The organism is Streptomyces sp. NPDC058257 (assembly GCF_042881845.1).
Classification (GTDB): domain Bacteria; phylum Actinomycetota; class Actinomycetes; order Streptomycetales; family Streptomycetaceae; genus Streptomyces.
This window is the reverse complement of sequence record NZ_JBHVXJ010000011.1, coordinates 36,336-50,265: the sequence shown is the minus strand read 5'-3', so window position 1 is coordinate 50,265 and position 13,930 is coordinate 36,336. Positions and strand designations below refer to the sequence as shown.

General features: G+C 69.2%; 11 protein-coding genes. 8 read left to right on the top strand and 3 right to left on the bottom strand.

Features of this window, described 5'->3' with window-relative positions; genetic code table 11:
- Positions 1–10: 10 nt before the first annotated feature.
- The gene (locus ACFVXC_RS25015) at positions 11–595 is read right to left on the bottom strand and encodes an HD family hydrolase (RefSeq protein WP_389908819.1); all 585 of its coding nucleotides are present in this window, start codon (positions 593–595) and stop codon (positions 11–13) included.
- Between the two features lie 13 nt (positions 596–608).
- On the bottom strand, positions 609–1,724 hold the full coding sequence (locus ACFVXC_RS25010) for a helix-turn-helix domain-containing protein (RefSeq protein ID WP_389908817.1): 1,116 nt from the start codon (positions 1,722–1,724) through the stop codon (positions 609–611).
- A gap of 661 nt (positions 1,725–2,385) precedes the next feature.
- Between ACFVXC_RS25010 and ACFVXC_RS25005 the strand changes: the two genes are divergently transcribed.
- The 8 genes from ACFVXC_RS25005 to ACFVXC_RS24970 all read left to right on the top strand — a co-directional run bounded on the left by ACFVXC_RS25005 (position 2,386) and on the right by ACFVXC_RS24970 (position 12,844).
- On the top strand, positions 2,386–2,877 hold the full coding sequence (locus tag ACFVXC_RS25005; RefSeq protein WP_389908814.1) for an ATP-binding protein: 492 nt from the start codon (positions 2,386–2,388) through the stop codon (positions 2,875–2,877).
- A gap of 280 nt (positions 2,878–3,157) precedes the next feature.
- Positions 3,158–5,104 carry an acyl-CoA dehydrogenase family protein gene (locus ACFVXC_RS25000; RefSeq protein WP_389908812.1) on the top strand — a complete coding sequence of 649 codons (1,947 nt, stop codon included), beginning with the start codon at positions 3,158–3,160 and terminating at the stop codon, positions 5,102–5,104.
- 321 nt (positions 5,105–5,425) lie between these two features.
- Positions 5,426–6,682 carry a 1-deoxy-D-xylulose-5-phosphate reductoisomerase gene (dxr, locus tag ACFVXC_RS24995; protein WP_389908809.1) on the top strand — a complete coding sequence of 419 codons (1,257 nt, stop codon included), beginning with the start codon at positions 5,426–5,428 and terminating at the stop codon, positions 6,680–6,682.
- Positions 6,679–7,980 (top strand): M50 family metallopeptidase, encoded by a 1,302-nt coding sequence (locus ACFVXC_RS24990; RefSeq protein WP_389908807.1) that lies wholly within the window; start codon positions 6,679–6,681, stop codon positions 7,978–7,980. Before dxr ends, ACFVXC_RS24990 begins: the two co-directional genes overlap by 4 nt.
- A 163-nt stretch (positions 7,981–8,143) precedes the next feature.
- Entirely contained in the window at positions 8,144–9,301 is a 1,158-nt protein-coding gene (gene ispG / locus ACFVXC_RS24985) for a flavodoxin-dependent (E)-4-hydroxy-3-methylbut-2-enyl-diphosphate synthase (protein ID WP_389908804.1), read from the top strand.
- 286 nt (positions 9,302–9,587) lie between these two features.
- Positions 9,588–10,436 (top strand): GNAT family N-acetyltransferase, encoded by an 849-nt coding sequence (locus ACFVXC_RS24980; RefSeq protein WP_389908801.1) that lies wholly within the window; start codon positions 9,588–9,590, stop codon positions 10,434–10,436.
- A 61-nt stretch (positions 10,437–10,497) separates the two neighbouring features.
- Complete coding sequence (locus ACFVXC_RS24975; protein ID WP_389908798.1) at positions 10,498–11,043, top strand: GNAT family N-acetyltransferase; 546 nt, start codon at positions 10,498–10,500, stop codon at positions 11,041–11,043.
- Between the two features lie 106 nt (positions 11,044–11,149).
- Positions 11,150–12,844: a proline--tRNA ligase gene (locus tag ACFVXC_RS24970; RefSeq protein ID WP_389908795.1), complete on the top strand. Its 1,695-nt coding sequence runs from the start codon at positions 11,150–11,152 to the stop codon at positions 12,842–12,844.
- A gap of 174 nt (positions 12,845–13,018) precedes the next feature.
- Here the strand turns inward: ACFVXC_RS24970 and ACFVXC_RS24965 are convergent, their stop codons facing one another.
- Positions 13,019–13,912, bottom strand: coding sequence for an aminoglycoside phosphotransferase family protein (locus tag ACFVXC_RS24965; RefSeq protein WP_389908793.1), 894 nt, complete (start codon positions 13,910–13,912; stop codon positions 13,019–13,021).
- Between the last annotated feature and the right edge of the window lie 18 nt (positions 13,913–13,930).

Genomic DNA, 13,930 nt, shown 5'->3' with positions numbered 1-13,930 from the left:
CCGTTCTCGTTCAGGACGTCTCGCCGAGGGCGGACCGGAACCAGTCGAGCGAGCCCGTTTCGAGCACCGCGTCGGCCAGCTCAGCGGCGGACTTCGTGGTGATCCGGCCACGTGAATTGTCGATCCACCGCTGCATGTTGGTGTAGCCCTGCTCGCGGTACTCGATGCCCTGGATCATGCACTCCAGCTTGTCGGCGTCCCGGGCACAGACAGCCTCGGGCGTTTCCTTGTCCTCGTATTCGCCGATCAGGTCACGCACCGTGTCGGCCAACCCGGCGGGGAAGCCGGTCGACTGATCGGCCGCGATGTCACGAGGATCGGCCTCAGCCCCGCCGGTGTACTTCTTCCCGAGATGGTTCACGTCGCCGGTGCGGGTCTCGCCGGTGTCGTGCCAGACGGCGAGGAACGCGGCCTGGGCCGGGTCGGCGCCTTCGAGCTTTGCGATGATCGAGGCGATGACGGCGACGCGCCACGAGTGCTCGGCGACGGACTCGGGGTCCTTGACGCCGCCCATCCACCAGCCGGTGCGCTTCGTGTGCTTGAGCGTTCCTGCCTCGTACAGGAATCGAGCAACCGAAGTCAGGTCGTCGGCCACGGTAGGGCTCCTCTCACGCCTCGGCGAGGCGGATCGCGTACCGGATGCTCTCCAACTCGCGGTGTCCGCGCGAGGAGATGTTCCGGCTATCCAACATCACGGGGAGTCTCTCGCGAAGGGCACGGGAGGCGGCTCCGGAGCGCAGGAGGTTGGGCCTGATCTGGAGAAGTGACCACAGGCTGTGGACGTTGAGGTCTACGTAGCCGTGCTCGGGCGAGAGGCCACCCACCAAGTGCGTCAGCAGCCTGTCGCCGGGCCACATCTTCGGGGCCCCGTCGGCGATGAAGTCGTCGTTGAGCTGGGGCGTGGTCATTTCACCGACCCAGTAGGCCCAGTACGACAGGTTCGCGGACTCGCCGGCGTCGTCGTCGACGAGCACGAGGTCGATGAAGTGGTTCATGCGGTCGCGGTCACCGTGCCGGGCGGCGACGGCGGCGACGGACCGCTCGTTGAGCCACGAGGACAGCCAATCGCCCGGCCGCTCGGTGCGCTGCTGGTGGGCGAGCCACTCGGCGCTGTCGGGCGCGGTGTCGTAGCCGGAGAGGTAGAGGGCCTGGCGGCGGAGGAGGAACTGTCCTTCACCGCGGGCTCGTTCGGCCGTGTGCCGCATCGCCCTGAAGAACTGGGTGCGCTCGTCCGCGGTCAGCTGCGGGCCGGTCGGCGTCGGACCGCGCCGGGGGCGCGCTGGCGGCGGCAGATCCCGAATGGGGCCAGGGGGCACTGCGTTGAGCGGCCAGGCGACCACCTCGGCCAGCTCGCGCTGCATCACCATCACGCCGAGAGGGCTGTCGTCGGTCGGTGTCTCGTCGTCGAGGACGCTCGACAGCAGGACGTCGGCCTCCAGGCCGCGCGCAAGGGCCTGGAGCAGAGCGGGCGGGGTGCCCAGCTGCATCAGCCTGGACCGTGTCGCGAGTATCTGCCCGACGGGCACGGAGGCGAGGGGACGGCGGCCCGTCTCCCAGCCGGCGACGGTGTCGATGCTCACTCGGAGAAGCCCCGCGGTCTCTTCCTGTGTGTAGCCCATCTGTTCACGAATGACCCGTAAGACGTACCCGCTGATCAAACCCGTTCGTGCGCGTGAGGCCGAACCCGTACTGCCAGTCAGGGTTCGGTGAAGGTTCGGCCGCATGGAGGCCCTTCCCGGTGCCTTGGTAGGCAAGTCACCTGTACTCACAGTCACTTAAAGAGGCCGCGCCGACTCCATACCGTCGATGCCATCCCCAGTAACGAGATTAGAGGGAGGCGGTTGGCCGTGGGCTCTGTTCTGCAGGGATCCGCCGCGCATGAGTCTGCCTGTCGGCTGCTTAACGCCAAGGAGGCCGAGAGGTGACCCCGTACGCTGAGAAAAGACCCGGCCCGGCCCCTGACAGGCAGGTGACGACGGGTGACGAGCGGGCGCGAGCTGTCGGGCACTGGCTTCTGTCCTCGGCTCCCGAGCCCAGGCAGCCCCGATGGGGTTGGGGCGAAGACGGAGCGACGTTCCTCCGCTGCGGTCTGCTGTTCACCGCCACCCGCATTTCCCGTGAAGTGGTCCACGCCGCGGCCGGGTCCGAGACATGGCCCGTCGCCAGCCTCGCACAGGCGCTTGACGGCGGCCCGGTCATCGCTGCGGGTAACCAGTTCGCCTGCCCACCAATCCGGCCCACGGACTACGACGGGCCCGAGACGCACTGGGCGGTCGTGCCCTCATCTCCGGGAGAACTCAGTCGGCCGCCGCTCGTCGCCTTGGACTACATGCGGATGGCGGGTGACGCGTGATGTGTGCTCTGTACGCCGCAGATGGCTCGGAGGTGTCCACCGAGATCCTGCCGCGCAAGGCGGAGTCCGCCAGGGCGGCGCGGCAGATGGTGGATAAGGCTGTCGCGGACTGGGGATTGAGCGATCTCGCGGAGACGGCCCGCTTGGTGGCCAGTGAGCTGGTCGGCAACGCAGTCGTCCATGGGGAGGGTTCCTCGATCCGCGTCACGGTGGCCCGTGTCGCGACAGACCGGGTGAAGGTGGCGGTCGTCGATCTTTCTCAGCAGTTGCCTCAGATTGCGCGCACCGGCGAGGCGCTCGGCGAGAGCGGGCGCGGCCTTTTTCTCATCGAGGCTCTGACGCCGCGGTGGGGCGTCGACGAGTTCCGGTGGGGCAAGCGGGTCTGGGCGGAAGTCGCACCGCCTCCGGAGGAGCAGCCCGCCGACGAGATCCCGATGTGGCACACCATCGCTGCTCAGGCCATATACCTGGCCGCTCTCCTGGCCGTGATGAGCGCCCTCGCCTACGGCTTCGCAACGCAATGACGACCTGCCCGCTCCGCCCCCTGTTGGGTTGGCCTCCTGCCTGTCGGTCTTCGGGCGACAGGGGGCAGCGTGCTCATGTGGGACCCACTGTGCGGGGGCTCCGGCCGTTCTCGTACACGAGGACGCCTTGCGCCGAACGCTGCGCGAGGACTGGTGGGCTCCGGACGAATCGGGTACATACGATCCATACGATCGAGTAGCACCAGTCAGTAACCGACCGGGTCGAGATCGGGTCAACCGGAGCCGATCGGCCCCACTTCGCGGCGAGGTGAGCTCCTCAATGCCCGAACAACCCACACCCCCTTCCGGGGCGTCCGTCAGCGAACGCGAGGCCCGGCAGGTCGCCGAGGCCGCCCGCGAACAGGACTGGCGCAAGCCCAGCTTCGCCAAGGAACTCTTCCTCGGCCGCTTCCGGCTCGACCTGATCCACCCGCACCCCATGCCCGCCGACGAGGACGCACGACGCGGCGAGGAGTTCCTCGCCAAGCTCCGCGACTTCTGCGAGACGAAGATCGACTCGGCCCGCATCGAGCGCGAGGCGAAGATCCCCGACGAGGTCATCAACGGGCTCAAGGAGCTCGGCGCGCTCGGCATGAAGATCGACACCAAGTACGGCGGGCTCGGCCTCACTCAGGTGTACTACAACAAGGCCCTGGCCCTGGTCGGATCCGCCAACCCCTCCATCGGCGCGCTGCTCTCCGCCCACCAGTCGATCGGCGTACCCCAGCCGCTCAAGCAGTTCGGCACCCAGGAGCAGAAGGACGAGTTCCTGCCGCGCTGCGCGCGTACGGACATCAGCGCGTTCCTCCTGACCGAGCCGGACGTCGGCTCCGACCCGGCGCGCATGGCGATGGCGGCCGTGCCGGACGGCGACGAATACGTCCTTGACGGTGTGAAGCTCTGGACCACGAACGGCGTCGTGGCGGACCTCCTGGTCGTCATGGCGCGCGTACCGAAGTCCGAGGGCCACAAGGGCGGCATCACTGCCTTCGTGGTGGAGGCCGCGGCGGACGGCATCACCGTCGAGCACCGCAACGCCTTCATGGGCCTGCGCGGCCTGGAGAACGGCGTGACCCGCTTCCACCAGGTCCGCGTGCCGGCCGCGCACCGCATCGGCCCGGAGGGCGCGGGCCTGAAGATCGCTCTGACGACCCTCAACACCGGACGCCTCTCGCTGCCCGCGATGTGCGTCGGCGCGGGCAAATGGTGCCTGAAGATCGCCCGTGAGTGGTCGGGCGCACGCGAGCAGTGGGGCAAGCCGGTCGCGTTCCACGAGGCGGTCGGCGCGAAGATCTCCTTCATCGCGGCGACGACCTTCGCCCTCGAAGCCGTACTCGATCTGTCGTCGCAGATGGCCGACGAGGACCGCAACGACATCCGCATCGAGGCGGCGCTCGCCAAGCTGTACGGCTCGGAGATGGGCTGTCTGATGGCCGACGAGCTCGTGCAGATCCGCGGTGGCCGCGGCTTCGAGACGGCGGAGTCCCTCGCCGCCCGCGGCGAACGCGCGGTCCCGGCGGAACAGGTCCTGCGCGACCTGCGCATCAACCGCATCTTCGAGGGCTCGACGGAGATCATGCACCTGCTCATCGCCCGTGAGGCGGTGGACGCGCACCTCAAGGTCGCGGGCGACCTGATCGACCCGGACAAGTCGCTCTCCGACAAGGCGAAGGCGGGCGCGAAGGCAGGCGGCTTCTATGCCCGCTGGCTGCCGAAGCTGGTCACCGGTCCAGGCCAACTCCCGCGCTCGTACGCCGAGTTCCACCCCAGCGGCCACGCGGACCTCTCCCCGCATCTGCGCTACGTGGAGCGGGCCGCCCGCAAGCTGGCCCGCTCCACGTTCTACGCGATGTCGCGCTGGCAGGGAAAGATGGAGACCAAGCAGGGCTTCCTGGGCCGTGTGGTCGACATCGGCGCCGAACTCTTCGCGATGAGCGCGGCGTGCGTACGCGCCGAGCTCCTGCGGACGACCGAGGACCACGGCCGCGAGGCGTATCAGCTGGCCGACACGTTCTGCCGCCAGTCCCGCATCCGCGTCGACGAGCTCTTCGACCGGCTGTGGACCAACACGGACGACATCGACCACAAGGTGGTCAAGGGCGTCCTGTCCGGCACGTACACCTGGCTGGAATCCGGCGTCGTCGACCCCAGTGGTGAAGGCCCCTGGATCGCGGACGCCACACCGGGCCCCTCCAAGCGGGAGAACGTCCACCGCCCGATCCGCTGAAGCGGCGGCCGGGGCGGGTTCAGGACCCGTCCCCGGCCGACTGGCCAAAGGTCCCGCCCCGGACTCGATGGGGCCCGCCTCGCACTCCATGGAGCCCGCCTCGCACACGAGGGACACCGCCCGGAACGCGGGGGACACCGCCCAGAACGCGAGGAAGGCTGCCCGGAACGCGAGGAAGGCTGCCCGGAACGCGAGGAAGGCGGCCCGGAACACGATCGAGACCGCCAGGAACACGATTGCGACCGCCCAGGAACACGATTCCGACCGACCGGATCGGGGAGCGGTGCACCCATACACAGCCGCCCAGGCAAGAATGGGGGGATGAGCGACAGTCCAGCCCCCCTCGCCGACCCGCATCTCGTCTTCGACCCCGTCGTCACGGACGGACCGCGGGACATCGTCATCCTCGGGTCGACCGGGTCGATCGGCACCCAGGCCATCGACCTCGTCCTGCGCAACCCCCGTCGCTTCCGCGTCACCGCGCTCTCCGCCGCCGGTGGCCGCGTGTCGCTCCTCGCCGAGCAGGCACGGCAGCTGCGGGTGCGGACCGTCGCGGTGGCCCGCGAGGACGTCGTACCGGCGCTGCGCGAGGCGCTGAAGGGGCAGTACGGCACCGAGCCGCTGCCCGAGATCCTCGCCGGTCCCGAGGCGGCCACCCAGCTCGCCGCGTCCCGGTGTCACACCGTCCTGAACGGCATCACGGGATCCATCGGGCTCGCGCCCACCCTCGCCGCGCTCGAGGCGGGCCGCACCCTCGCGCTCGCCAACAAGGAGTCGCTGATCGTCGGCGGCCCGCTGGTGAAGGCGCTCGCCAAGCCGGGGCAGATCATCCCCGTCGACTCCGAGCACGCCGCCCTCTTCCAGGCGCTCGCCGCGGGCACCCGCGCCGATGTGCGCAAGCTGGTCGTCACGGCGTCCGGCGGCCCGTTCCGTGGCCGTACGAAGGCCGATCTGGCGAACGTCACACCGGACGAGGCACTCGCGCACCCCACCTGGGCCATGGGGCCGGTCATCACCGTCAACTCCGCGACGCTCGTTAACAAGGGCCTGGAAGTCATCGAGGCACACCTCCTCTACGACATCCCCTTCGAGCACATCGAGGTCGTGGTCCACCCCCAGTCCTACGTGCACTCCATGGTCGAGTTCACCGACGGATCGACCCTGGCCCAGGCCACGCCGCCGGACATGGGCGGCCCGATCGCCATCGGCATCGGCTGGCCCGAGCGGGTGCCGGACGCGGCCCCCGCGTTCGACTGGACGAAGGCGTCGAGCTGGGAGTTCCTCCCCCTCGACAACGACGCTTTTCCGTCGGTCGGGCTCGCCCGACATGTGGGGAAGCTCGCGGGCACGGCCCCGGCGGTGTTCAATGCCGCCAACGAGGAGTGCGTGGACGCGTTCTTGAACGGCGCCCTGCCCTTCAACGGGATCATGGAGACCGTCACGAAGGTCGTCGCCGAACACGGCACACCGTCTGCGGGAACCTCCCTGACCGTCGCGGACGTCCTCGAAGCGGAGACCTGGGCACGTGCCCGGGCACGTGAACTGACAGCGAAGGCGACCGCGGAGGCCCGCGCATGACGACCTTGATGATGATCCTCGGCATAGTCGTCTTCGCGGTCGGGCTGCTGTTCTCGATCGCCTGGCACGAGCTGGGCCACCTGTCGACCGCCAAGCTGTTCGGCATCCGTGTGCCGCAGTACATGGTCGGCTTCGGCCCGACGATCTTCTCGCGCAAGAAGGGCGACACCGAGTACGGCGTCAAGGCCATCCCCCTCGGCGGCTACATCCGCATGATCGGCATGTTCCCGCCAGGCCCTGACGGCCGCATCGAGGCGCGTTCGACGTCCCCCTGGCGCGGCATGATCGAGGACGCGCGGTCGGCCGCCTTCGAGGAGCTCAAGCCCGGCGACGAGAGCCGTCTCTTCTACACGCGCAAGCCGTGGAAGCGCGTGATCGTGATGTTCGCGGGCCCGTTCATGAACCTGATCCTCGCCGTGGCGATCTTCCTCGGCGTGATGATGACGTTCGGCATCAGCACCCAGACGACGTCCGTCGGCAAGGTGTCCGACTGCGTCATCCAGCAGAGCGAGAACCGCTCCAAGTGCGAGAAGGGCGACACGGTCGCGCCCGCCAAGGCGGCAGGACTGAAGCTCGGCGACAAGATCGTCGCCTTCCAGGGCAAGCCCGTCGACGACTGGTCCGCGCTCCAGGGAAAGATCCGCGAGACCATCGGCCCGGCCACCATCACGGTCGAGCGCGACGGCAAGCGGGTGGACCTGCACGCCAACCTCATCAAGAACCAGGTCAGCAAGACGGACGGCGACGGCGGCTACGTGGAAGGGAAGTACGTCAGCGCCGGCTTCCTCGGCTTCACCCCCGCCACCGGCATCGTCCAGCAGGGCTTCGGCGACTCCGTCAGCCGCATGGGCGACATGATGGAGAACGGCGTCCAGTCGCTCGTCGCACTGCCGTCCAAGATCCCGGACCTCTGGGACGCGGCCTTCGGTGACGGCGACCGCAAACAGGACTCCCCGATGGGTGTCGTGGGCGCGGCCCGGGTGGGCGGCGAGGTCTTCACGCTCGACATCCCGCCGGAGAACCAGATCGCGATGATGCTGTTCCTGGTGGCGGGCTTCAACCTCTCGCTGTTCCTGTTCAACATGTTGCCGCTGCTTCCGCTGGACGGCGGGCACATCGCCGGAGCACTGTGGGAATCGCTGCGACGCCAAGCGGCCAAGCTCCTGAAGCGGCCCGACCCGGGCCCCTTCGATGTCGCGAAGCTGATGCCCGTCGCCTACGTGGTGGCTGGAATCTTCATCTGCTTCACGATCCTCGTCCTGATCGCGGATGTAGTTAACCCAGTCAGAATTTCCTGATTGCGTAAAGTTTGCGGCGGCCAGGCACCGTATGTGGCTGGCCGCCCACTATTGGGTGGACTCGGGGGCGTGATGTGCTCGGGCCCTTCGGGGTGCCGTAATCTCGAAGCCTGGAGCCCGCCGATCTCGGGACCATGATCCACACCTTGGGGATGCACGCCAGATGACTGCCATTTCTCTCGGAATCCCGTCTGTTCCGACCAAGCTCGCCGACCGCAGGGTCAGCCGCAAGATCCAGGTCGGGACGGTGGCTGTCGGCGGAGACGCACCGGTGTCGGTGCAGTCGATGACGACGACGCGTACGTCCGATATCGGGGCGACGCTGCAGCAGATCGCGGAGTTGACCGCGTCCGGCTGCCAGATCGTGCGGGTCGCCTGTCCTACGCAGGATGACGCGGACGCGCTTGCCACGATCGCGCGGAAGTCGCAGATTCCGGTGATCGCGGACATTCACTTCCAGCCGAAGTACGTCTTCGCGGCGATCGACGCCGGTTGTGCCGCGGTGCGGGTGAACCCGGGCAACATCAAGCAGTTTGATGACAAGGTCAAGGAGATCGCGCGGGCCGCGAACGACGCGGGCACGCCGATCCGGATCGGGGTCAACGCGGGCTCCCTGGACGCGCGTCTTCTTCAGAAGTACGGGAAGGCCACCCCGGAGGCGCTGGTCGAGTCGGCGCTCTGGGAGGCGTCGCTCTTCGAGGAGCACGGTTTCCGTGACATCAAGATCTCGGTCAAGCACAACGACCCGGTGGTCATGGTCAACGCCTACCGCCAGCTCGCCGCGGCCAGCGACTATCCGCTGCACCTCGGTGTGACGGAGGCGGGTCCGGCCTTCCAGGGCACGATCAAGTCGGCGGTGGCCTTCGGTGCGCTGCTCTCCGAGGGCATCGGCGACACGATCCGGGTCTCGCTCTCGGCTCCGCCGGTCGAGGAGATCAAGGTCGGCCTCCAGATCCTGGAGTCCCTCAACCTCAAGCCGCGCCGTTTGGAGATCGTCTCGTGCCCGTCCTGCGGGCGGGCCCAGGTGGACGTCTACAAGCTGGCCGAAGAGGTGACCGCGGGCCTGGACGGCATGGAGGTGCCGCTGCGTGTCGCGGTCATGGGGTGTGTCGTGAACGGGCCCGGTGAGGCCCGTGAGGCCGACCTCGGTGTCGCGTCCGGCAACGGCAAGGGGCAGATCTTCGTCAAGGGCGAGGTCATCAAGACCGTCCCCGAGTCGAAGATCGTTCAGACCCTCATCGAAGAGGCGATGAAGATCGCCGAGCAGATGGAGAAGGACGGAATCCCCTCGGGCGAGCCGACGGTCGCCATCGCCGGATAGCGGTTGCACCGCGCCGAGCGGTTGCACTGCGCCGAGCGGTTGCACTGCGCCGAGCGGTTGCACTGCGCCGAGCGGTTGCGCCGCGCTGAGCCGCGCGTGGCTCGATACGCGATTCGGGCCCCGCCACCACTTGGTGGCGGGGCCCGCGTTCTGCCTGGAGGCGAAGGAAAGCCCCGCCCGCAGAAGTAAGGCGACAAAGCCCCCTCCAAGCCACCCCGAGTCACAAGGCGCCCCCGCCAGGTACAGTGCGGAGATCTAGCAGACCGTAATGGTGAGGCCCCCGCACGTGTTGACTCAGACCACCACCAGGGTCCTCGAACCGAGTGACCTGGACGCCGCGCTCGCTGTCCTGGACCGCGAGCCGGTGGCCAACGCCTTCGTGGCCTCGAGGGTCCGGGTCGCGGGCCTCGACCCATGGCGCCTCGGCGGCGAGATGTGGGGCTGGTACCAGGACGGAATGCTGGAGTCCCTCTGCTACGCGGGCGCCAACCTCGTCCCCATATGCGCGACCCCACGTGCCGTACGCGCCTTCGCGGACCGCGCCCGCAGGGCAGGCCGCCGCTGCTCCTCCATCGTCGGCCCCGCCGAACCCACCGCCCAGCTGTGGCGGCTCCTGGAACCGTCCTGGGGCCCCGCCCGCGAGGTCCGCGCCCAGCAGCCCCTGATGGTCACCGACCGCCTCCCGCGGGACACCGTCCCGGACCCCTACGTCCGTCGCGTCCGCAAGGACGAGATGGAGACGATCATGCCCGCGTGCGTGGCGATGTTCACCGAGGAAGTCGGCATCTCGCCCCTCGCGGGCGACGGCGGCCTCCTCTACCAGGCGCGGGTCGCCGAACTGGTCGGCGCCGGGCGGTCGTTCGCGCGCCTCGACCGCGACGGCAAGGTCATATTCAAGGCCGAGATCGGCGCGGCCACGGCGCTGGCCTGCCAGGTGCAGGGCGTCTGGGTGGCCCCCGAGTACCGCGGGCAGGGATATGCCGCGCCGGGCATGGCCGCCGTCCTCGGCTACGCCCTCGCGGACGTCGCCCCGGTCGTCAGCCTCTACGTCAACGACTTCAACACCGCGGCCAGGGCGGCGTACCGCCGGGTCGGGTTCCAGGAGGTCGGGGCGTTCATGAGCGTCCTGTTCTAGCTCCGTCACGTCTCACACCGCACTCCTCACGTACCCGCGTCCGCGAGTTAAAGTTCGGCGCATGACTGACGACGTCGTGATCGGGCCGCTGGACCTCGCCACGCACGTGGACGAAGCGCTGCGGGTGCAGGCCCACGCCTTCGGTCTCAGCGACGACGAGGTGACCGTGCGGCGGCAGATCGTGCTGCGGCACATCACCTACCCCGGCGCCCGCGCGCTCGGCGCCACCACCCCCGAGGGACGGCTCGTCGGCTTCGTCTACGGCATGCCCAACGACCGCGGCCACTGGTGGTCCACGGTCGTCGAGCCGTATCTGCGCGCCGGAGGCGTGGACGGCTGGCTCGACGACTCCTTCGTGATCACCGAGCTCCACGTCCAGCCCGGCTACCAGAACCGCGGAGTCGGCCGCACCCTGATCACCACCATCACGGAGACCGCCGACCAGCCACGCTCGATCCTCTCCGCGATCGACACGGAGAGCCCCGCACGCGGCCTCTACCGCTCCCTGGGCTACGCCGACCTGGCCCGCGACGTGCAGTTCCCCAGCGCCGCGAGGCCGTACGCGGTGATGGGCGCGCCCCTGCCGCTGAGGCGGCCCGGCACCTGACCGATTTCCGCCCGCGCCCGCGCCCCAAGTAACCTCCTGCCATCACCCTCCCCCAAGCTCTCGGCTTCGCCGGAGCAGGGGGGACCCCCATACGCAGGAGTTCACCATGGCCCAGGTCCAGCGCATGTCCCGATTGATGATCAAGACACTGCGCGACGACCCGGCGGACGCCGAGACGCTCAACCACAAGCTGCTCGTCCGGGCCGGATACGTCCGCCGCACCGCCGCCGGCATCTGGTCCTGGCTGCCGCTCGGCAAGAAGGTCCTGGAGAACATCTCGCACGTCGTGCGCGAGGAGATGGACGCCATCGGCGCCCAGGAAGTCCTCCTGCCCGCACTCCTGCCCAAGGAGTCGTACGACGCGACGGGCCGCTACGACGAGTACGGCGACCTGCTCTTCCGCCTCAAGGACCGCAAGGGCGCGGACTACCTCCTCGGCCCCACGCACGAGGAGATCTTCACCCAGATCGTCAAGGACCAGTGCTCGTCCTACAAGGACCTGCCGGTGATCCTCTACCAGATCCAGACGAAGTACCGCGACGAGGCCCGCCCCCGCGCCGGTGTGCTCCGTGGCCGCGAGTTCCAGATGAAGGACTCGTACTCCTTCGACACGACGGACGAGGGCCTCGCCGAGTCCTACGCCCTGCACCGGGCCGCGTACATCAAGATCTTCGAGCGCCTCGGCCTCGACCACCGCATCGTCTCCGCCGTCTCCGGCGCGATGGGCGGCTCGGCCTCCGAGGAGTTCCTCGCGCCCGCGCCCGCCGGTGAGGACACGTTCGTGGACTGCCCCGCGTGCGACTACGCGGCCAACACGGAGGCGGTGTCCTTCGTCGCCCCCGAGGCGGACGGCTCTGCGCACGGCCCCGTCGAGGATCTTGACACCCCCGACACCCCGACCATCGAGACGCTCGCGGCCCACCTCGGTGTGGCCGCGTCCGCGACCCTGAAGAACCTCCTGGTCAAGGTCGACGGCGAGATCGTCGCCGTGGGCGTCCCCGGCGACCGCGAGGTCGACCTCGGCAAGCTCGGCGAGCACCTGGCGCCCGCCGTCGTGGAGCTGGTGACGGCCGAGGACTTCGAGGGCCGCGACGATCTCGTACGCGGCTACGTCGGCCCGCAGGGCCTGGACAAGGTCCGCTACATCGCCGACCCGCGGGTGGCGGCGGGCACGGCCTGGATCACCGGTGCGAACAGGATCAACACGCACGCGAAGAACGTCGTCGCGGGCCGTGATTTCGAGGTCGACGACTACCTCGACGTCGTGGTCGTCGAGGAGGGCGACCCCTGCCCCAAGTGCGGAACGGGCCTGAAGCTGGACCGCGCCATCGAGATCGGCCACATCTTCCAGCTCGGCCGCAAGTTCGCCGACGCCTTCCAGCTGGACGTCCTGGGCCAGCAGGGCAAGCCGGTCCGCGTGACCATGGGTTCGTACGGCATCGGCGTCTCACGCGCGGTGGCGGCGCTGGCCGAGCAGACGGCGGACGACAAGGGTCTGTGCTGGCCCAAGGAGATCGCCCCCGCCGACGTCCACGTGGTGGCCGCGGGCAAGGCGCTCCAGACGGAGCTCGCCCTCGACGTCTCCGAGCAGCTGAACGCGGCGGGCGTACGGGTCCTGGTCGACGACAGGGCGGGCGTCTCGCCCGGCGTGAAGTTCACGGACGCCGAGCTGATCGGCGTGCCTCAGATCCTGGTCGCGGGCCGCCGCTCCGCCGAGGGCGTGGTGGAACTGAAGGACCGCAGGACCGGGGAGCGCGAGGAGCTGACCGTGGCGGAGGCTGTCGCGCGGCTCACGGCCTGAGCCGGGCCGGGGGCCTTGGACCCCCGAAAAGCCCTCAGACGCCGGACGGGCTGATTTTTTCAGCCCGTCCGGCGTCTGCGGACGAACTCGGCGAAGCCGGTGATGACGTCCACCAAGGCCCCCGCGCCAGAGCGGGTTTTCGGGAAGGGGCGGGGTTGGGGAAAGGAAACGCCCCTACAGCCACCCCGCGAACTCCAACAACAGCTCCGCATCCTGCTCACGCCCGACGCGCCGCGCCCGCACCCCGGACTCAACGGCCCGGAACAGCGTCCACCCCCGCAGCCGCTCCTGGTCGACATCCAAGGACTCCGCCAGCTTCTTCACCCTGCGGCGGGTGATCGAAGACCCCGAGGGGGAGGCGATCAGGTCCTCGACGCGGTCGCGTACGAGCCGGGCCAGGTCGAAGGCGGGCTCCCCGATCACCGGATCGGGCCCCACGGCCAGCCACGGCAGCCGCTCACCCGCGAGCACCTTGCTCTGCCGGAACGTCCCGTGCAGCAGCCGCACCTCCGCGTCCCCGCCGAGGAGTTCCTCCCGCGCGGCGAGCGCGGCCTCCACCAGCGGTGCGACCTCCCCGTCGGCGGACGCCCGCATCGCGTCGGCCTGCCGCCCCGTCCGCTCTGCGACCGTCTCGAAGCGGTGGTTCGACGGCGGCTCCACCCACAGCCGCCGCAGCGTGCCCGCCGCCTCCAGGAGAGCCTTGGCCTCGGGCAGCGAACGCACCGACACATCGCGGTGCAGCCGCTCAAGGAGGAGCGCACCGTCGGCGGCGGACGGATCGAGGAGGCGTACGGCACCGAACCCGGCCCAGTGCGCGAGCGCGGCCCGCTCGCTCTGTGGCCGAGACCTCGGCGGCACCAGCTTCAGGACCGCGGGTGTGCCGTCGGCGAGACGTACCAGGACGGCGAGACCGCTGCGTCCACCGGGTACATGGACGCGCTCGACGGTCAACTCGCGTAGAGCGACGGCCTGTTCGGCTGCCTCGGGCAGCCTCTCCAGCCAGTCGTCGCCGTCCTGCGCCGTCTCACCGAGTGCGGTGACCAGGCGCTGGGGCGGTTCGAGAGCCATACGCGAGTCGTTCCCTTC